The following is a 20,082-nucleotide window of genomic DNA, read 5'->3' as shown; positions in this document are numbered from 1 at the left end:
GCGACGTTTTTTTATGTACTGAACAAGCGAGAATTTTCATTTGGAAAAATGGGGGGATAGTAGATTGAAAAAAGATGCACGTTATTCTTGTTATCCTTTTATGCGTGAGAGGGCTTCAACTGTCGATTTTGAGATTCGCACAGATAGTTTAACAACGCATATAGGGGTTGCACTAGCTGTAGTGAAGAAAGAGGATGTCCAGGCTGTTGCAGATGATTTAATGCAGATTTTACCTATGGCTTATCATGTTAATGGCTCTGTTCGTGGAAAGCTAGCAGTTACAGATGAAGATCTATCCTGGTTAAGTGCGCGCTATGATTTTTATGTTCGTCATGTGAAGGATGAGATTCAAAATTTTGTTTTACCTCAAGGAACAGAGGCGGCGGCTGCTCTACATCTTTGCCGTAGTGAGGCGAAAAAATCGTATCGAACTTTACACAAGGTTTCAGAAGAACAAGAGGTGCCGTCTATTCTCTTTGATTATTTAGGCTTATTAGCCAATGTATGTTTTGTAATGGCTGTCTATATGAATCAACAAGCCGGAATAGCTGAAATTCCGTTTATGAGTAAATCCTATCCAATGAAAAAGAAAAAGGTGAATAATAATGAAGAAACTATTTAATTTACACTGGCTATCGGTCTTATTGCTAGCGCTCGTTTTAGCAGGTTGTGGTACCGCGGGAGATACAAAAAATAAGGATGTGTCTCAAGATGAACAAAAGATTGAGCAAACAAGTTATAAAGTAACCGATGATCGTGGTGTGGAAATAGAGTTTAAGGAAGTGCCAAAAACAGTTGTGTCTTTACAACCTAGTAACACAGAAATTCTATTTGCACTAGGGGTTGGCGATAAAATTGTAGGTGCCACTGAATATGATACTTATCCAGAAGCAGCTCAAAAAATCGAACGTGTTTCTGATACTGTGAATTATAACAGTGAGCGAATTATAGCGTTAAAGCCAGATGTTGTGATTGCGTATACGATTGGTAAGAAGGATGCACTTAAGCCACTCGAAGATGCAGGAATTAAAGTGTTTGTTATTCAATCAGCGGCTACATTCGATGATGTATATGGAGATATCGAACAAATTGCTGCCGTTATGGATGTGAAGGATAAAGGAAAGGCATTAAACGAAGAAATTAAAGCAAAAATCGCTGATGTGAAAACAAAGGTTAAAGAAGTAAAAACACCCAAAAATGTTTATTTAGAGATTAGTCCAAAGCCAGAAATATATACAGCAGGCTCTAGCACTTTCCAACAAGAAATACTAAATACGGCAAATGTAAAGAATGTGTTTGCAGATTTAAATGGCTGGAAGCTAGTATCTGAGGAAGATGTTATTGCGAGAAATCCAGACGTCATTTTAACAACAGTCAACTATACAGAAAATCCAATTGGAGAAATCCTTGCTCGTGATGGGTGGAGTACGGTATCAGCTATTCAAAATAAGGCAGTTCAACCCCTTGACACAGATATCTCAAATCGCCCAGGTCCGCGTATCGGTGAAGCAGTTGAGCTAGTTGCTAAAGCTGTGTATCCAGAGTTATATAAATAAGATCGTAGAAAATGCTAGTTGTTTATTACAGCTAGCATTTTTTATTTTATTACCTAGTGTGAAAATTGGTATTCATGTAGTTTGTTCGATAGAATAAAGATAAGAACACTTATTAATATAGGGAGGTGTAGTTCAGTGAAGCAAGTACAAAAAAATATTTCGTTTGAGGCCGTTTATAATTTCCGAGATATGGGGGGGTATCAAACGAGAGATGGGCGTGTTATAAGGGAGGGCTTATTTTATCGCTCCGCCGCACTTGGTAAAATGACATCGACAGATAAAGAATTATTTGAAACATTAGGTATTAAAACAATTTTTGATTATCGTGACACGAATGAAGTACAACATAACCCTAATCCTGTATTTCCACAAACTCGATATATTCAAATCCCGGCGAAGGGAAAGCATGCTTTTGAAATGCCAACAAATACAGGTGGTAGAGAGTTTTATAAAGTAGTTAACGCTGATATGTTCAAGGACTTTTATGCACAAATGCCTTTCCATAATCCCTCTTTTAAGGAATTAATGTTGACGATACAAAACCCTGATAATTTAGGACTAGTCCATCATTGCGCAGTTGGAAAAGACCGAACAGGAATTGGCGGAGCTCTTATTTTATTGGCTTTAGATGTACCTGAGGAAACTATTATGGAAGATTATTTAGATACGAATATCCATTTGCGTCCCATGGTAGAAAGAATGGCTCAAACGATTGAGCACCAATATAACGAACAAGAATTACAGCAATTTTATGCTTTAATGTCTGCTCGTGAAGACTACTTACAGGCAGCACTTGACGCTATGGATCATCGTTATGGCTCAAAGACAGCCTTTTTGGAGCAGGAGTTTGGCCTAACAGCCGATAAGCGTGAGCAATTACAGTCCTTTTGCTTAATTTAAATAAAAACCCTTTCACAAATTTAGTGAGAGGGATTTTTTATGTGGAAGCGCTGTCTTCCTATAAATCTCTTTACAGTCTGAAATTTTATGATAAGATACAATAGATTTTTAAGAAAAGTGTAGGAGAAGTGAAGGTATTGGCAGACACAATGAAAGGAACGAATAAGTTAAGTCTATTCCATTTAACATGGCCTATCTTTTTAGAAGTATTTTTATTTATGTTAATGGGACTAGCCGATACTTTTATGCTTAGTGCTCTATCAGATAATGCTGTATCAGGGGTTGGTGCAGCAAATCAATATATTCATATCGCTATTTTAATTCTTGAGGTAGTCGGCAATGGTGCGTCCATCGTTGTATCACAATATTTAGGTTCAAAACGTTTTTTTGAGGCAGCGAAAATATCCGCTCTAGCAGTCACAATGAATTTGGCAGTTGGACTTATAATGAGTGTTCTATTTTTCTTCTTTGCTAGTCATTTAATGTCGATGATGAACTTGCAAGGTGAAGTACTCCATTATGCTCAAAGTTATTTAGTTATTATTGGGAGTTTTATTTTCCTTCAAGCAATCATTAATGCCCTTGCAGCAATTATTCGTGTTCATGGTTGGACGAAGCAGACGATGTATGTATCACTTGGCATGAATGTACTGCATGTTGTACTTAATTACGGCTTAATCTTTGGAAATTTCGGATTACCAGAGCTTGGTGTAAAAGGTGCAGCCATATCCTCAGTGATTAGTAGAGGATTAGCGATGCTCGTATTTTTCTGGTTGCTTTATCAAGTGATGGAAGTACGAGTAAAGCTACATTACTACTTCGAATATTCTAAGGAATATGTAAGAAAAATTTTAAACATTGGTTTACCGTCTGCCTTTGAGCAGGTTCTTTATCAGTTTTGCCAGATCATATTTTTATATTATGCCACATATTTAGGGGCAGAAACTTTGGCGGCGAGACAATATGCTATGAACATATCTATGTTCACCTATTTATTCGCTATTGCCATTGGGACAGGAACGGCCATCATTATCGGCAGGCATGTAGGTGCTGGAGAAAAGGACGAGGCTTATCATCAACTATGGAAAAGTGTCCGAGCAGCATTTATTTTTACCATTATTATGGTTGGTGTAGTGACCATTTTCCGCAAGCAGCTTATGCATATTTTTACAGATAACCCTGAGGTCATAGCTATCGGAGCATCTGTTTTGGCGTTAAGTATAGTGCTAGAGACTGGTCGAACGATGAATATAGTCGTCATTAACTCCTTACGTGCCTCAGGAGACGCAAGGTTCCCTGTTAAAATCGGTTTTTTGTCGATGGTTTGCATGAGCCTCCCATTAGGTTACTTTTTTGTATTCGTCCTCGATTGGGGTTTGGTAGGTATTTGGTTAGCTATCTCTGCAGATGAATGGGTAAGGGCAATTATTGTATACTTTAGATGGAAAAGCCGAAAATGGGAGCGTTTCGCCCTCATTTCACCGAATGAACAGAAGGAGGAGTAGCAATGGGAGCACTATCTAAACGTGCAATAGGAGCAGCATTGATAGATCAACATATCACACTTTTTGCATGCCCTTTATGTCAGCAATCCATGCACGTCTATGAGCAGGGGAGACTCGTTTGTTCTGCCAATCACTCGTTTGATATTGCCAAGCAGGGCTATATCAACATGCTGACACAGGGCTCTACTTCTAAATATAGTAAGGATCTTTTTGAATCTCGTAAGGCTGTTATTGATAGCGGGGTTTATGATATTGTAGAAGCAAAGATTGGGGAGCTTATTAATTCTGCGAATACAGTGCTCGATACAGGTTGTGGAGAGGGATCGCATTTAGCCCGAATTATGAATGAGAAAAAGAATGGAGTAGGCATTGGTATTGATATAGCTAAAGAGGGAATTTTGGCTGCGGCACGTCATTATCCACAGCAAATTTGGTCTGTTGGCGATTTAGCGAAGAGTCCTTTTTCGCAAGGCAGCTTCGACGCTATTTTAAATATTTTATCGCCAGCAAATTATCAAGAATTTAAAAGGCTTCTTGCGCCTAATGGCTGTATTGTAAAGGTGGTGCCACAAAGCGGCTATTTACAGGAGCTGCGTGCTCAATTATATGCAGATTCGAGCAAGGAAACATATTCTAATGAACAAATTGTTGCTCGTTTCCAAGATAGTTTTGGAGAAGTGAATGTAGAACGTGTTACCTATACGTTGCCACTCGCTAAGGAGCTTGTACCTGCACTACTGGAGATGACACCGATGGGCTGGCATAAAAAAAATGAGACAGATATTGTTTTAAATGAAATTACGATTGATGTAGATCTATTGGTTGGAAAGGTGTAAGATGGTCACCTACAATTGCAGTATACGGATCTTTTCGATTACAATGGGAATAACTATTGAATAAGGTAGGAATGTAACAGTGTATAAATTAGTAGCAAATATTGTTAAAGTAATATTAAAACTAATGGGTTCGAAAGCTCGTGTATATGGAGAAGAAAACTTGCCAAAAGAAGGTGGATATATTATAGCTTGTACGCATACAGGCTATGTAGATATTTTAAACCTCGGCGTTGCCATGTACCCTCAGGAAATTCACTTTATGGCAAAGAAGCAATTATTTGAAATGAAGGGTCTTGGTTGGCTTATTGAACATTTAAATGCCTTCCCAGTGGACCGTGATAATCCTGGTCCAAGTGTTATTAAAATTCCTTCACAGTTATTGAAGGAGGGAAAAGTAGTTGGGATATTCCCATCTGGAACACGAAATGCGGAGGGAACGGACTTAAAGCAAGGAGCCATTACAATCGCTCAACTGGCAAAGGCGCAAATTGTTCCAGCTGCTTACGTTGGTGCACGTAATATAGGAGATGTCATGAAGCGTAATAAAGGCTATTTAATTTATGGCGAGCCGTTTTATGTAACAGGTAAAGGAAAAGAAGGGCGCGAGCAATTCACTCAACACCTGGAACGTGAACTGGTTGCTTTAACAGAAGAATTACAAAATCGTATTGCAGTAAAATAAAATGAAATGGCACTCAGAATCACATTGATTTTGGGTGCTTTGTTGTAGGAGGATAATCGTAATGATACAAGTACTTTTTGTTTGCTTAGGCAATATTTGTCGTTCGCCAATGGCGGAGGCAGTTATGCGAGAGCTAGTGAGGAAAGAATGTTTAGACGATATAATCGTTGTGGACTCTGCGGCTACAAGCTCATGGCATATTGATGAACCTCCTCACCAAGGCACACAGGATAAGCTTAGAGAATACGGTATTTCTACAACGGGAATGCTAGGTAGACAGCTACAAAAGTCTGATTTAGAAAAATTCACATACATTATTGGTATGGATGAAAGTAATATTCATAATATCCGGAAGATATTAGGAAATCCTTCTTCACCAAAGGTTTTTCGTTTTTTAGATTTAACAGAACACCGAAAAGATGTTCCTGATCCTTATTACACAGGGGATTTTCAAGAAACCTATGATTTAGTGCTAGAAGGCTGTACGGCATTGCTAGAAAAAATTAAAGAGGAATTGTTATAGAAGGATGCTAAATAGCGTAAATTTTTACAGCAATTGCTACAGAAAAAATAAGCATAAACATTGGTATATCTAGCTTTGTAAGCATCATTATGTTATTATTTGCAGAGTAAAGATACGATAAGTATTTAATTACCATTTTAAGATGTGCAACTGCATATCTATCATTTTTATAAATCTATCCTTTGAAAGAGAGTGGAAACAATGGGTCGTAAGTGGAATAACATTAAAGAAAAGAAAGCGTCTAAAGATCAAAGCACTAGCCGTATCAATGCTAAATTCGGGCGAGAAATTTATGTGGCAGCTAAATCAGGCGAACCAGATCCAGAGTCAAACCGTGCACTTAAAGTGGTGCTTGAACGTGCAAAAACATATAGTGTTCCTAAACATATTATAGAAAAAGCCATCGATAAAGCAAAAGGTGGCGGTGACGAAAATTTTGATGAATTACGTTATGAAGGTTTTGGTCCAGCCGGCACAATGATTATCGTAGATGCTTTAACAAACAATGTAAATCGTACAGCATCTGATGTACGCGCAGCATTTGGTAAGAATAACGGGAATATGGGTGTTAGTGGATCTGTCGCTTATATGTTCGATTCTACTGCAGTTATCGGTATAGAAGGTAAAACAGCTGATGAAGTACTAGAAATTTTAATGGAAGCAGATGTAGATGCTCGTGATATTCTGGAAGAAGAGGAAGCGGTTATTATTTATGCAGAACCGGACCAATTTTTTGCCACACAAGAAGCATTAAAGGCTGCTGGCATACAAGAATTCACTGTAGCTGAGCTTTCTATGCTACCACAAACGGAAGTAACATTAACTGGCGATGATGTTGCAAAATTTGAAAAATTAATCGATGCATTAGAAGATTTAGAAGATGTACAAAATGTCTTCCATAATGCTGATTTAGGCGAATAATCCAATATATTTATTTATCGAGTAAACCAGTAGCACATAAAGCTACTGGTTTTTATTTAGGGGGTAAAACCATGCAGACTGCATTAGCGATTATTTTGTTTTTAGTGACTTTATTTTTTGTTATTGTACAGCCACGTAAAATATCAATTGGTTGGTCAGCCTGTATAGGAGCTACCATTGCACTGATAATTGGGGTAGTTACATGGCAGGATGTTCTGGAAGTAACAGGAATTGTTTGGAATGCAACATTATCATTCATTGGTATTATTTTAATTTCACTTATTTTAGATGAAATTGGCTTTTTTGAATGGGCTGCACTTCATATGGCACAACTTGCTAAAGGGAGTGGTTTACGTTTATTTGTTTATATTGCCTGCTTAGGTGCAATAGTATCAGCGCTATTCGCGAACGATGGGGCGGCATTAATATTAACACCCATTGTTTTAGCGATGGTTAGAAAACTGAATTTGACGGAAAAAATGATTTTTCCATTTATTATTGCTAGTGGCTTTATAGCAGATACAACATCCTTACCTTTTGTTATTAGTAATTTAACAAATATTGTATCAGCAGATTTTTTTGAGATAGGCTTTAAGGATTATGCAATTCATATGGTGGTACCTAATTTCATTTCTTTAATAGCAAGTATAGCTGTACTTTATTTAGTTTTTCGTCGTTCTATACCACAGTTCTATTCTCTTGAGGCAGTTGAACAACCAAAACAGGCGATTAGAGACACGAAATTATTTTCGATATCTTGGTATGTAATAGTAATTTTACTAGTGGGATTTGTAATCGGCGAAATGTTCCACGTTCCAGTGTCATTTATTTTATGTAGTGTAGCAGCTGTTTTTTTATGGTTGGCAAACCGTAGTGCTTTTGTAGATACAAAGAGAGTTATCAAAGGGGCGCCGTGGAATATAGTGTTCTTTTCCATTGGCATGTATGTGGTAGTCTATGGCCTGAAAAATGTGGGGATGACAGGTATGCTAGCTAGTTTACTAGAACATGCTGTACAGCAAGGATTTGTACTAGCGACCATTACTATGGGTTTTGTAGCAGCCGTTTTATCAGCAGTCATGAACAATCTTCCAACTGTCATGATTAATGCACTAGCGATTTCTGAAACTAGCGCAACAGGCATGATGAAGGAGGGACTCATTTATGCCAATATAATTGGCACTAATTTAGGCCCAAAGATGACGCCAATCGGCTCACTTGCGACATTAATATGGCTTCATATTTTAGCTCAAAAAGGGATTAAAATTAGCTGGGGGCAGTATTTTAAATTCGGCATGATTCTTACCATTCCAACATTATTCGCTGCTTTAATTGCTTTAGTCATTTGGTTATCGTTATTAGCATAGTTTTATTGTCGAAATAGTGAAAATAATAGTACAATAGTAAATAGATTAACTTAGTAGTATGTTAAAGGAGGTAACTATGCGAGCAACAGGTAAATTAAGTAATAGAATTGTGTTAATGTCATTTGTGATGTTAGTAGCTTTGTTAGCATTTTTTATTGTCACAACAATCTATACAGCGAAATCATCTGTCAATAAAACAATGGGGGCACAGGCTGTCGCAGTAGCAGAAAACATTGCGAAACATTTAAACCCAGAGGAGTACGAACAATTATCTAAGGACCCAAGGGAATCCAAATTATATTGGCAGCTAAGAGAAGAACTAAATGAATTACGTGAAGTAAATGGGGTCCTGTATGCCTATACTTTCGCTGTTCCACAGGAAGATAAAAAAGTTCGATTTTTAGTCGATGGTATGCCAGCGGACGACGAAGAAAATGCGGGGGTTATAGGAGAGGAGTCTGCTTCTACATTATATAAAGATATTGAAAAAGTAATGGATGCAGGGAGTTATTATTCTGATATTTTACATAGCGGTTTTGGGGATTATTTGTCTGGTACAGTACCATTAAAGGATGCATCAGGAAACATTGTGGCGTTTATAGGGGTAGATATAGAGGCTAACGAGGTAAGTGGTGTAGCAAATGCTGTACTGACAGCCATTTTGCCAGCATTAATTATAGTAATTTTAATTTTAACCGGAATTGTCATGCTTATAATGTACCGTTACATAAATCGAGCGCTTAAGCCATTAGCGAAATTAGGAGACGCAGTGACAAGTTTTGCACAAGGAGATATAGCGAAGGCAACAATGGAGGTTGAAAAAATCCAACTCAAAGGGAAAAATGAAATCTCTATTTTTGCCCAAGCCTTTCAGGAGGCCTTGCAAAAATTAAAAGAAACATTCCAAACCATTCAGCAACAAACATTCACCTTACAAAATGTGGTGAAAAAGATTGATGAAACTACACAACATGTTGAAACATCAAATGCTCAAATTGCTGATCGTATTGTTGAAATCGCTGCTGGCAGTGAGCAACAACAGCAAAATAATCAAGAAGTTGTATTAACGATGAATGAAATGTCGATTGGTATACAACGACTGGCCGATACAACTTCTGAGATTGCTGAGTCATCTTCAACAATGACAGGTCTAGTGGAAACAAGCGTGAATCATTCTCAAGAGGTCGTATCTCAAATTCAAAATGTGGAATCCTCTGTTTTACGAACGGCTAAACATGTTGAGGAAATGGGGGATAGATTCGGTTCAATTGAAGAGATGGTAACGATTATTACGAGCATTGCAGACCAGACCAACTTATTGGCATTAAATGCGGCGATAGAAGCGGCAAGAGCTGGAGAAGCGGGTAAGGGGTTTGCAGTTGTTGCAGATGAAGTGCGTAAGCTAGCTGAACTGTCTAAAGCATCTGCGGATGAAATACATACACATTTAAACAGCTTTAAGACCATTACAGAACGAGCATTACATGAAATGTCTGGAAGTTCCATAGATGTACAAGCAGGTAATAGGGCTGTACAACGTATCGGTGAAAGCCTAGAAAAAATATTAAAATCAGTTGTTGAGGTAAACAATAAAATTCAAGATGATTCTGCTGTTATTGAAGAAATGTCGGCAGGCTCTGAAGAAATATTAGCTACTACAGAGCAGATGAATGATATCGCTCAGCATAGTGTGCAAGGAACAAAAGAAGTAGCAATGGCTTCCGACTTACAAGTAACAATGGTTTCCGAACTAAATGAGGTTGTAGCAATGTTAGATCAAACATTTAAAGAGGTTACTAAAACAATTAATACGTTCAAATTATGATTATTATAAACTATTTTTCTATGAGGAAAAGTCTTGTAGATAAATAGTTTTTTTATGGTATTTAATAGAAGAATAAAAAAATATAAAGACGAAATAAACCAAATAAGAAGAACTAATTTGCGTTTTATCCATTGCGGAAACTTCCAAATCATAACATAATATAAGTTAATATACTCTTTGGAGGAGAAGAATTTGGGGGTCTAAAGTATGAAGTTTTTACGTTCAATACAGGGGAAACTAGTCGCTATTTCATTGGCACTACTAATTATTCCAAGTTTAATAATTGGCGTTGTTAGTTATAGTAAGGCGAAGAATGGTATGGAGGATATTGGGGAGCAGGTCATTTATAATAGTGTTCAATCTGCTTTGCAAATAATCGAACTCGCCAATGAAAGTGTTGAAAAGGGAGATATACCTTTAGATGTAGCACAGGAACGGGTACGCGAGGCTTTCTTGGGCCCGAAGGATAGTGAAGGGAAGCGGCCCATCAATTATCCAGGTGACTTGGGGGAATATGGTTATATCTATGTATTAGATAATAAGGGAACACTAACAACACACCCTACTCGGGAAGGTGATAATCTGTGGAACGATCAAGATAGTAGTGGAAATTACTTTATTCGAGAAGTAACTGATAGAGCATTGGATGGTGGTGGTTTTACGGAATACGAATTTGAGCTACCAGGTCAGAATGTATTGGCGGATAAAATAATTTATTCAGCAAAAGATCCACATTGGGGATGGATTATTGCATCAGGTACATATATGCAGGATTTTAATGCCGAGGCAAACTCGTTACTATTAGTCATTGGATTGACGTTAGCGGGTGCCGTTATCATAGGTGTCATTGTTGTCATCTTAGTATCTAGGCATTTGGCATTACCAGTCAAAAAATTATCGCAGCGCGTTCGCGAAGTAGCCAAAGGGAATTTAACTGTAGATATTGAACATTTACAGCGTTCGGATGAAATTGGTCAGTTAAATGAGGGCTTCAATGAAATGGTTGATCAACTAAAAACACTAATTTCAGATGTAGAAGAAGCAATAGTAGAAATTCAATCGACATCTGCGAATTTAACAGCAGTTGCTGAAGAAACAAATGCTTATGGCGATGAAATCGTTAAAGCTATTAATGAAGTTTCGATTGGCGCCGTAAAACAAGCATCAGAGGCGGAAGATACAAATCGAACAGCTACTGAGTTTGCTCAGCAAATTGAAGGATTACATGATAAAAATGAATTAATATTAGATGCATCACAACATATGCAAAAGTCAAATGAAGAGGGTATCGTTAATATTGCTAGCTTAAAAGATAAATCACAGGAATCTTCAATGCTTATTCAGAATATTCGATCTGTTTTTGGGAGTTTAATAGTGAAGGTACGAGAAATTGAAGGGATTGTAGGGACCATTACGGAGATTTCTGAACAAACCAATCTACTGGCTTTAAATGCATCTATTGAGGCCGCTCGAGCAGGTGAACATGGCAAAGGATTTGCTGTGGTTGCCGAGGAAGTACGAAAGCTAGCTGATCAAACATCCGTAGCAACAGAGCTAGTTCGTACTACCCTGAAGGGGATTGAAAGTGAAACAAACTTAGTCAATGATGAAATGCAAAAAACTCACGTCATTGTAGGTCAACAAAATGATTCTGTCATGGTAACAGAATCATCCTTCAAAGAAATCAAATTGGCTGTCGAAAAAATCATTTCAATTATTGGAGACATGACTGATGGCGTAGAATATGTAAACAGTGCTAAGAATGATATGATGAAATCCATTGAGAGTATTGCTATGATCAGTGAAAAAAATGCGGCTGCTTCTGAAGAGGTGACAGCGTCGGTAGATGAGCAGCAACGCGCGATTCAGCTTGTTAGTGAATCTTCCAATGATTTAACAGATGAGATTACTGGGCTGCAGGAATCTATTAAACGCTTTATTTTAAGATAAAATTATGGAGGGTGCTTGATATGCGAGCATCCTTTTTTCTGTATTCACGTTAATAAAAGGTAAGGGAGGGTTTATTTGTGAAGAAATGGATAATTAGAGTGAGTGTTGTTCTAATCGTGATAGCCATTGTCCTCTATATTTGGTTGGGGAAAGAAATCGAACGTGGAGTGGAAGCAAATGCAGATGGCTCTGCGAATTATATGATTATACTGGGAGCAAAAGTAAAACCAGGAGGTATACCATCACTTTCATTAAAAAGTAGACTAGAGGTAGCTGTTCAATATTTAACAAAGTATCCGCAAGTGAAGGTCGTTGTGTCAGGGGGACAAGGACCAGATGAAGATCGAACGGAGGCATCTGTTATGAGGGATTATCTCGAGCAAAATGGCATTGATGCTTCGAGAATCATCATGGAGGATCAATCTACTTCCACTTATGAAAATTTAGTATTCTCTAAAGAACTTTTACCAAAGGAAACAAAGAAGATTACGATTGTTTCTAATGACTTCCATTTAAAACGTGCGAAATATCTAGCTGAATCTTTAGATTTTGAGGTAGATGTAGTGTCAGCTAAGACACCAAAGTCAGTAGAAGCTAAACTAAAAATAAGAGAGCGAGCGGCATTGCTAAAAACATATATTATAGGTTATTAAAAAATTGTTTCTTAATAGCTAAGATTTGACATATAATAGAAATATCACGGGGTATATGACAGAAAGAGGGGACTTCAATGAAAACATTTAAAGACTATGAGTACAACCGTCCAAATGTTGCAGGGATGAAAGAGCAACAATTAGCACTCGTCGACCAATTTCAGAAGGCGCAATCGATGGACGAACAAAGTAGCATCATTGAAAAATTAAATGGTATCAGTAATGACTTTGCTACAATGGCTAACCTAGTGTATATTAGGGCATCTATCGATACAAACGATGAATTTTATCAAGCAGAGCGCGACTATTTTGATGAAGTTAGTCCTGAGCTAGAAGAAGTAACAACAGAATATTATAAAGCATTGATTGCCTCACCTTTCCGTGAGCAACTAGAAGACAAATGGGGTCAACAATTATTCGATCTAGCTAACTATCAAATTAAAGGGTTCTCACCAGAAGTCATTGATTTGATGCAAAAGGAAAATAAGCTAGCTTCTGAGTATAATAAGCTTGTAGCATCTGCACAAATTGAATTTAATGGTGAGACTTTAACACTTGCTCAGCTTGGACCATTTGCGGAATCTACTGATAGAGCTACGCGTAAAGAAGCAACAAATGCACGATTTGGTTTCTTTGCCGAGCATGAAGGTGAATTTGATCGCTTATATGATGAACTTGTAAAAGTACGTCATGAAATTGCTGTAAAACTTGGCTATAAAAACTATGTTGAGCTTGGTTATATTCGAATGAATCGTATTGATTACAACGCAGAAATGGTAAAGAAATTCCGTGATCAAGTTCGCGATTTAATTGTTCCTGTTGCGACAAAGCTTTATGAGCGTCAGGCGAAGCGTATTGGGATTGACGATTTAAAATTCTATGATGAAGCGCTGAACTTTTTATCAGGTAATGCAACGCCAAAGGGTGATCCAGAATGGATTGTGGCGAATGGTAAAAAGATGTATGAGGAGCTATCACCTGAAACGGGAGAGTTTTTCAATTTCATGATCGATCATGACCTTATGGACCTAGTGGCGAAGAAAGGGAAAGAAAGTGGCGGGTATTGTACATTTATCGAAAACTATCATTCACCGTACATTTTCTCGAACTTTAACGGTACTTCAGGAGATATCGATGTGTTAACACATGAGGCTGGACATGCCTTCCAAGTGTATTCAAGCCGTAACATCGGCATTCCTGAATACTTATGGCCAACTTACGAATCTTGTGAAATCCACTCGATGAGTATGGAGTTTTTCACATGGCCATGGATGGAGCTATTCTTTAAAGAAGATACAGAAAAATATAAATTTACACATTTAAGTAGTGGTCTTTTATTCTTACCATATGGTGTTGCAGTTGATGAATTCCAACATGTTATTTATGAAAATCCTACAATGACACCAGCAGAGCGTAAGGCAGCATGGAAGAAAATTGAGGAAACATATCTGCCACATCGTGACTATGATCACAATAGCTACCTCGAAGCAGGGGGCATTTGGCAACGTCAGGGTCATATTTATGCTAGTCCGTTCTACTATATTGATTACACGCTAGCACAAATTTGTGCCTTCCAGTTCTGGAAGCGTTCACGTGAAGAGTTTGAAGCGGCTTGGAAAGACTATATTCATCTATGTGGTTTAGGTGGCTCCATGTCATTTACAAAGCTTGTGAAAGAGGCAGGCTTAATTTCACCATTTGAAGATGGCTGTGTTGAATCAGTTATTGGGGAGATTGAGGCATACCTCAATTCTGTAGATGATTCGTCGTTATAACAGATACTGAAATTCGCTACACTTCCACGATTAGTATAGTGGAAGTGAGCGAATTTTTTAGTTTGTCTGAAGGCGGCTTTTTAAGTAAACGCAAAAAATCTGATGATAAATTCGCTCAGAGAAAATTGATTGAGTCAAAACATACTAGGATACTTGCGAAATGGTTAATATATCAGTAGTATCTTGAGTAACGGCGATAAAAGGAAGTGAATGAAAGTGACGAGAAAGGTTTGGTTTCAGGTAGGTGTAGGGATACTGCTTACACTATTAATCATTAAATATTTTATAGAGATTCATTGGATTTTTTCACCACTAGTCATCATATTAAAAGCCATTTTTATCCCTTTATTACTGGGAGGGGTCTTTTATTATGTGACTGAACCGATTCAGAGATTTTTAGAAAAACGTAAATTTCCTAGATGGGCAAGTATATTGACAATTGTGTTTGGCCTAATAGGAATTGCAGGGATTTTTGGCTGGATTATTGGCAACCCGATTGCTGAACAGGTCAATAAATTAGTGAAGAATGCCCCGATGATTAGTTCTAGTATTAGTACGAGTATTCAGCAATTAACCGACTATGTACTGCTCAATAAAGATAACTTCCCACAGCAGGTAAATGATGTAATCGAAAAAATGGCGAATTCAGTGCAAGATGTTGCGATGGTGGCGAGTAAAGGGTTTATATCCTTTTTACAATCCATTGTATCAGTATCATTATTAGCTGTTTTAATACCATTCTTCTTTATTTTTATGTTGAAGGACCATGAGAAATTTGCACCATCTATTTATAAATATTTCAGTGGCGAACGTCAGCAATGGGTAAAGAAAACATTAAGTGAAATTGATGATGTATTACGTAGTTATATTCAGGGTCAACTGCAAATTAGCTTTTTATTAGCACTTATTATGTATGTTGGTTATTTAATTATTGGATTAGAGTATTCATTACTATTAGTAATCTTTGCGTTCTTTATGAATATGATTCCATTTATTGGGCCTTGGATTGCATTTACGCCAGCCCTAATCGTAGCGGTTATTCAGGATCCTATTTTAGTTGTTTGGGTATCCGTCGTGACGCTTGTTGCGCAGCAAATTGATAGTAATTTTATTACACCTAATGTTATGGGGAAATCGCTCGATATCCATCCACTAACTGTTATTACAATTATTCTAGCAGCAGGTAATATAGCAGGCTTTATAGGAATTATTATTGCTGTACCATTTTATGCAGTATTGAAAGTTATCGTATCCAATATTTATGATCAACGTAATGCGATTAAGAAAAAAGCAACGAAATCAGTATAGGAGTCGAAACAATGGAACAAGAAATTGTAAAGGTATTTAATGAACGGCATGAGGAAATTGGGACAGCTACAAGGTCGGAGGTGCATGAAAAAGGTCTTTGGCATGAGACATTTCATTGCTGGCTAGTTAACGAGGACTATATTTATTTTCAAGTACGAAGCTCTCAGAAAAAGGATTATCCAGGTTTACTCGATATTACAGCAGCAGGCCATCTTTTAGCTGTTGAAACAGTGGAGTCAGGTATACGGGAAGTAAAAGAAGAATTAGGGCTCCAAATAGATGTTGAAGATGTTGTCAAAATGGGTATGACCTCTTGCAGTATTGTTTCTGAAAATATGATTGATAATGAATTTTGCCATGTCTACATATATCCTTTCGAGCACGATTGGAATTCCTTTACTTTACAATATGAGGAAGTATCAGGTGTAGTGAGAGCAAGACTAAATGAGGCCGAAGCTTTCTTCTTGGGTAAAACGACGACACTTAATATTGAAGGATACGAATATTTCCCTGATGGTCAACGTGTCAAAATCGTCAGACCAGTTGGAACGGCACAATTTGTTCCTTATCGAGAACTATATGTCGCACATGTTATCAAATTTGCACGTGAAAAAATATTTAATCAAACATCCTAATTTGGGTAGGATAAGCTAGAACATAGCTTATCCTATTTTCTTTGTAAAAATGATGAGAATGTACACAATATAACAGGAAAAAATAAGTTATACTGTTAGATAGATTGTAAAGAAAAGGAGCATTTTTTATATGCTAACATTTGAACAAAAACAAGCAATTATTGAATCATTTTCTGAACTAACGAAAAAGGAAATATCATTAAAACGCTTAAATTATCACTTTATGGACAGTCTTTATGAAAAGACAATTGTAGTTGAAAAGCTCCATCCGAATGGCAATGGCTTTATCTTTGTTGGAGATTTATTGCGCTATGAGCAAGAGGCTAACAAAGGATTAGTAAATATCCGTGATTATGATGAGCAACAACTTCGTGAGATTATTGCGGATGCTATTCAATATCTATCTGAAGAGATAGAGACGGAAGAACCGATTATCGAGATTTGGCATAGTCGAGAGGGTGATCAATTACAGCTAGTATTTGAACAACGTTCTTGGAATGTCTACCATGGGGAAAATCTTGAAGAGGCGTTTGGTACGTATGATACAGCAAAAGAATATTTGCTAGAAGAAGGCTTTCGTAAAAAGAAATAATAAATACGGGGGATTATCATAAAATGAACGGGAAAAAACTAGTGGGAATTGTTATTGTTGTTGTGATTGTGGCGTGTTTACTATCAGTTTTTACTATAACTAATTTTTATAAAAACCATGAGGAACAACCAAATCGTGAAAATCGCGAAATTAATAAGTCGAAGAGCTTGAATTTAATTTTGCCACAGGCTACAATTATCTCGAATTCAAGATAATTGAGAGGTGGACTGTTAATGAAGCATATTTTTTATAAAGGTACAGATGAAACTAAACCCACTCTATTGTTGTTACACGGCACGGGCGGTAATGAAGAAAGCTTAATTGGACTTGCCAAGGAAATTGATGATACAGCCAATATATTAAGTGTACGAGGCAATGTACTAGAGCATGGAATGCCAAGGTTTTTCCGCCGATTAGCGGAAGGTGTCTTTGATATAGAGGATTTAATCATTCGTACAAAGGAACTGAACGATTTTTTGCACGAGGCATCACAGCAATATGGCTTTGATCGTCAACGAATTGTAGCTATCGGTTATTCAAATGGTGCTAATATTGCGGCTAGCCTATTATTCCACTACGAGGATGTTTTAGCAGGGGCAATATTACACCATCCAATGGTGCCAAGACGTGAGATTGAGCTACCGAAGCTTTCTGCAACCCCTGTTTTTATAGGGGCAGGTACGAATGATCCGATGTGTACAGCACAAGAATCAGAGGAGTTAGAGGTCCTTTTAAGTTCGGCCGGTGCGACGGTGACGACGAAGTGGTTTGATTTTGGACATCAGCTAACGATTCCTGAAGTACACGCAGCGAAAGAGTGGTATAACAGTATTTATGCATAGTGGAAAAATCCGCTTCCTTAAACAAGGAGGCGGATTTTTTTTTATTATTTATTTTTCTTTCTTTGAGAAAGGAAGCCACCAATTCCAATCACCAAATAGTTTCATGAGACTTGGTACAAGCATAAGACGAATGATAGTGGCATCAATAGCAACAGCAATGGCTATACCTACACCAATTTGTTTTACAGGCATAACATCTGTGAAGGCAAAAGCTCCTGTAATAACAATCATAATGAGCGCTGCTGATGTAATAATCCTACTTGTGGATGTCAGTCCTTCTATTGTAGCGTGAGTATTGTTGGCACCTTTTAAATATTCCTCTTGGATACGAGAAATTAAAAATACTTCGTAATCCATACTCAAACCAAAAACAAGACAGAAAACAATAACTGGGATAATCAAGACAATGGATCCTGCTTCAATTCCAAAATGTCCATATTGGAAAATATAGACGAGTATTCCGAAGGCAGAGGAAAGTCCAATAATGTTCATAATAATGGCTTTTAACGGAATTAAAACTGAACGGAATGCCAGCATTAAAATAAAGAATGTAGACACGATGATAATGGCTATCGCTAAAACAATTTTATTAGCGATTTCATCAAATATCTCTTGGTTAAATTTTGCTGGTCCTCCGAGTGCAAAGTTAACACCTAAATCTTTATCCATCCAAGTTCTTGCAAATTTTTGAGCAATAGTGGAAGAGCCTGCTGCATCAATGGTTATGGGGATGAATAGCTTTGTATCTTTTGAAAAAGTTTGAATAACCGGTTTTAATTGTTCTGCCACCTGTGGGATTGCTAAAGAAGCAGAGAGTTCCTTAGGTGTTGGAATGTTTGCGGCTGTGTATATAGTTGAAACATTCGTAACGAGTGGATCCTTTAATAGTTTTTCTTGCATAGTGTAAATCAGTTCTCTAGCCTCAGCATCCTCCCAGCCTTCTTTCCGCTCAGCCAATAAATATAAAGTAGATGTTTCACCGAGTCCAAAGGTGTCATCTAATTTATCGTACGCTACACGTGCATCATATTTTGCTGGTAGGGAATCTACCTGAGGAATTTTTAATTGGATATCCTTTAATGGGAGCATGCCAATACCAAGTAATAATAATGCAGCAATGACGATAGCTACAGGATGTTTCATGACAAAACCTGCAAAGCTACGCCAGCGATTTGCTCCACCTGGTTTAACGCGTAGTAGACGCCATTTATTGAGTCGATCGCCTAAAAGCATCATGGTAGCAGGGAGTAAGGTTAAGCCGGAAAGAACAGCCAACAGGACTACTATTGTGCCTCCTAGGGCGATATTATGGAATATTTCAACATTAATAACGATCATTGCACCTAAACCAATCATGACACATACGGCAGAAAAAACGATGGAACGTCCTGCTGTCTGGATAGCAATCTGAATAGCTTCTGCAATAGATGTTTGAGCACGCTCTTCACGGTAACGATTAATAAACAATAGTGCAAAATCAATACTTAAAGCAAGACCAAGCATTGGAACAATATTTAAAACGAAAATGGATAAATTTACACTACCGCTGAGTAATGTCATAATACCGAAGGCAGTTACGACTGTAACAACCCCGATGATAATTGGCAAAATAGAAGCAATGACTGTACCAAAAGCCAATAATAGGACGATAATGGCGATAGGTAATCCAATGGCCTCAGCAGATGCCAAATCCTTTTGACTGGCTGTATTAATGTCAGCAGAAATAACTGGGCCACCTGTAATATGAACGCCGTCTTCTTCAATTAATAAACGGACATCCTCAACGATTTCTGATAGGTTATCAGCATCATTTCTTAGATGGACCATCGCATAGGCAATCCCGTCTTTACGCAAAGAAGAGTCATCTAATGGTGACTGGATAGAATGTATGTCTTTGATATCATTCAGCTTATTTAAAGTTTCTTCAATTTTCTTATCCTGAGCAGGATCGAAAACAACCAAGATTGTATTGGTTGGAATATCGAATGTTTTTGCTAGCTCTTTTGTGACATAGTTATGATCCGCTTCAACAAAAAATCCATCTCCCTGAAGTTTATCGGGAAGTTGTAAAGCAAAATAAGCCATTGCTAGAAAAATAATAATCCACAGGGCTACGATTGCTTTTGCATGTGTGGTAATAAAAGTTGAAAAAGTTTTCATAGTTATTTATGTATCCCCCTTTTTCAATTAGTTTAAAGGATGCGTCACATTT

General features: G+C 37.5%; 19 protein-coding genes. 18 read left to right on the top strand and 1 reads right to left on the bottom strand.

Going from position 1 to position 20,082, the window contains the following annotated elements; translation table 11 throughout:
- Positions 1-64: 64 nt before the first annotated feature.
- The 18 genes from ACE1MS_RS20890 to ACE1MS_RS20805 all read left to right on the top strand — a co-directional run bounded on the left by ACE1MS_RS20890 (position 65) and on the right by ACE1MS_RS20805 (position 17,870).
- Entirely contained in the window at positions 65-622 is a 558-nt protein-coding gene (locus tag ACE1MS_RS20890; protein ID WP_031416569.1) for a hypothetical protein, read from the top strand.
- Positions 606-1,556, top strand: coding sequence for an ABC transporter substrate-binding protein (locus ACE1MS_RS20885; RefSeq protein ID WP_447402594.1), 951 nt, complete (start codon positions 606-608; stop codon positions 1,554-1,556). Before ACE1MS_RS20890 ends, ACE1MS_RS20885 begins: the two co-directional genes overlap by 17 nt.
- Before the next feature lie 135 nt (positions 1,557-1,691).
- Positions 1,692-2,456 (top strand): tyrosine-protein phosphatase, encoded by a 765-nt coding sequence (locus ACE1MS_RS20880; RefSeq protein ID WP_031416567.1) that lies wholly within the window; start codon positions 1,692-1,694, stop codon positions 2,454-2,456.
- A 149-nt stretch (positions 2,457-2,605) separates the two neighbouring features.
- Positions 2,606-3,961 carry an MATE family efflux transporter gene (locus ACE1MS_RS20875; protein ID WP_012295870.1) on the top strand — a complete coding sequence of 452 codons (1,356 nt, stop codon included), beginning with the start codon at positions 2,606-2,608 and terminating at the stop codon, positions 3,959-3,961.
- A gap of 2 nt (positions 3,962-3,963) precedes the next feature.
- On the top strand, positions 3,964-4,797 hold the full coding sequence (locus ACE1MS_RS20870; protein ID WP_207889507.1) for a putative RNA methyltransferase: 834 nt from the start codon (positions 3,964-3,966) through the stop codon (positions 4,795-4,797).
- A gap of 79 nt (positions 4,798-4,876) precedes the next feature.
- Positions 4,877-5,479 carry a lysophospholipid acyltransferase family protein gene (locus ACE1MS_RS20865; protein ID WP_031416562.1) on the top strand — a complete coding sequence of 201 codons (603 nt, stop codon included), beginning with the start codon at positions 4,877-4,879 and terminating at the stop codon, positions 5,477-5,479.
- 61 nt (positions 5,480-5,540) lie between these two features.
- Positions 5,541-6,002 carry a low molecular weight protein-tyrosine-phosphatase gene (locus tag ACE1MS_RS20860; RefSeq protein ID WP_031416560.1) on the top strand — a complete coding sequence of 154 codons (462 nt, stop codon included), beginning with the start codon at positions 5,541-5,543 and terminating at the stop codon, positions 6,000-6,002.
- Between the two features lie 201 nt (positions 6,003-6,203).
- Positions 6,204-6,923, top strand: a complete 720-nt coding sequence (locus tag ACE1MS_RS20855) for a YebC/PmpR family DNA-binding transcriptional regulator (protein ID WP_031416559.1) — start codon at positions 6,204-6,206, stop codon at positions 6,921-6,923.
- A 71-nt stretch (positions 6,924-6,994) separates the two neighbouring features.
- Positions 6,995-8,290, top strand: coding sequence for an arsenic transporter (locus ACE1MS_RS20850; protein WP_447402593.1), 1,296 nt, complete (start codon positions 6,995-6,997; stop codon positions 8,288-8,290).
- A gap of 76 nt (positions 8,291-8,366) precedes the next feature.
- A complete protein-coding gene (locus ACE1MS_RS20845) occupies positions 8,367-10,115 on the top strand; it encodes a methyl-accepting chemotaxis protein (protein ID WP_099805363.1) in 1,749 nt (582 codons plus the stop codon).
- Positions 10,116-10,322: 207 nt separating this feature from the next.
- Entirely contained in the window at positions 10,323-12,065 is a 1,743-nt protein-coding gene (locus tag ACE1MS_RS20840; protein WP_012295862.1) for a methyl-accepting chemotaxis protein, read from the top strand.
- Positions 12,066-12,142: 77 nt separating this feature from the next.
- Entirely contained in the window at positions 12,143-12,718 is a 576-nt protein-coding gene (locus ACE1MS_RS20835) for a YdcF family protein (RefSeq protein WP_036162374.1), read from the top strand.
- A gap of 77 nt (positions 12,719-12,795) precedes the next feature.
- On the top strand, positions 12,796-14,493 hold the full coding sequence (locus ACE1MS_RS20830; protein WP_036162372.1) for a M3 family oligoendopeptidase: 1,698 nt from the start codon (positions 12,796-12,798) through the stop codon (positions 14,491-14,493).
- Positions 14,494-14,703: 210 nt separating this feature from the next.
- Entirely contained in the window at positions 14,704-15,801 is a 1,098-nt protein-coding gene (locus tag ACE1MS_RS20825; RefSeq protein ID WP_012295859.1) for an AI-2E family transporter, read from the top strand.
- Positions 15,802-15,812: 11 nt separating this feature from the next.
- Positions 15,813-16,436, top strand: coding sequence for an NUDIX hydrolase (locus tag ACE1MS_RS20820; protein WP_012295858.1), 624 nt, complete (start codon positions 15,813-15,815; stop codon positions 16,434-16,436).
- 130 nt (positions 16,437-16,566) lie between these two features.
- Entirely contained in the window at positions 16,567-17,028 is a 462-nt protein-coding gene (locus ACE1MS_RS20815; protein ID WP_012295857.1) for a hypothetical protein, read from the top strand.
- 23 nt (positions 17,029-17,051) lie between these two features.
- The gene (locus ACE1MS_RS20810) at positions 17,052-17,243 is read left to right on the top strand and encodes a hypothetical protein (protein WP_012295856.1); all 192 of its coding nucleotides are present in this window, start codon (positions 17,052-17,054) and stop codon (positions 17,241-17,243) included.
- 18 nt (positions 17,244-17,261) lie between these two features.
- Positions 17,262-17,870, top strand: a complete 609-nt coding sequence (locus ACE1MS_RS20805) for an alpha/beta hydrolase (RefSeq protein ID WP_447402592.1) — start codon at positions 17,262-17,264, stop codon at positions 17,868-17,870.
- 48 nt (positions 17,871-17,918) lie between these two features.
- Here the strand turns inward: ACE1MS_RS20805 and ACE1MS_RS20800 are convergent, their stop codons facing one another.
- Positions 17,919-20,030 carry an MMPL family transporter gene (locus ACE1MS_RS20800; protein WP_036164811.1) on the bottom strand — a complete coding sequence of 704 codons (2,112 nt, stop codon included), beginning with the start codon at positions 20,028-20,030 and terminating at the stop codon, positions 17,919-17,921.
- Positions 20,031-20,082 lie beyond the last annotated feature (52 nt).

The sequence above is a fragment of the Lysinibacillus sp. fkY74-1 genome (assembly GCF_053165895.1).
This window is presented reverse-complemented; position numbering and strand designations above follow the sequence as displayed.